This is a genomic window from Enterobacter cloacae complex sp. P47BA (assembly GCF_014930485.1).
GTDB classification, from domain to species: Bacteria; Pseudomonadota; Gammaproteobacteria; order Enterobacterales; family Enterobacteriaceae; genus Enterobacter; species Enterobacter bugandensis.
Window position 1 is genome coordinate 1 of record NZ_JADBRF010000050.1, and the last position, 522, is coordinate 522.

1 rRNA gene is annotated in these 522 nt (G+C 52.3%); it reads right to left on the reverse strand.

The features are described from left to right. A 16S ribosomal RNA gene (locus IM299_RS22790) occupies positions 1-452 on the reverse strand; the annotation flags it as partial. Between the last annotated feature and the right edge of the window lie 70 nt (positions 453-522).

A 522-nucleotide genomic window follows, 5' to 3' on the forward strand; every position in this document is an offset into this window, starting at 1 on the left:
CCTTCCTCCCCGCTGAAAGTACTTTACAACCCGAAGGCCTTCTTCATACACGCGGCATGGCTGCATCAGGCTTGCGCCCATTGTGCAATATTCCCCACTGCTGCCTCCCGTAGGAGTCTGGACCGTGTCTCAGTTCCAGTGTGGCTGGTCATCCTCTCAGACCAGCTAGGGATCGTCGCCTAGGTGAGCCGTTACCCCACCTACTAGCTAATCCCATCTGGGCACATCTGATGGCAAGAGGCCCGAAGGTCCCCCTCTTTGGTCTTGCGACGTTATGCGGTATTAGCTACCGTTTCCAGTAGTTATCCCCCTCCATCAGGCAGTTTCCCAGACATTACTCACCCGTCCGCCACTCGTCACCCGAGAGCAAGCTCTCTGTGCTACCGTTCGACTTGCATGTGTTAGGCCTGCCGCCAGCGTTCAATCTGAGCCATGATCAAACTCTTCAATTTAAGTTTGATGCTCGTGAATTAAACTTCGTAATGAATTACGTATGTTCACTCAGAGACTTGGTATTCATTT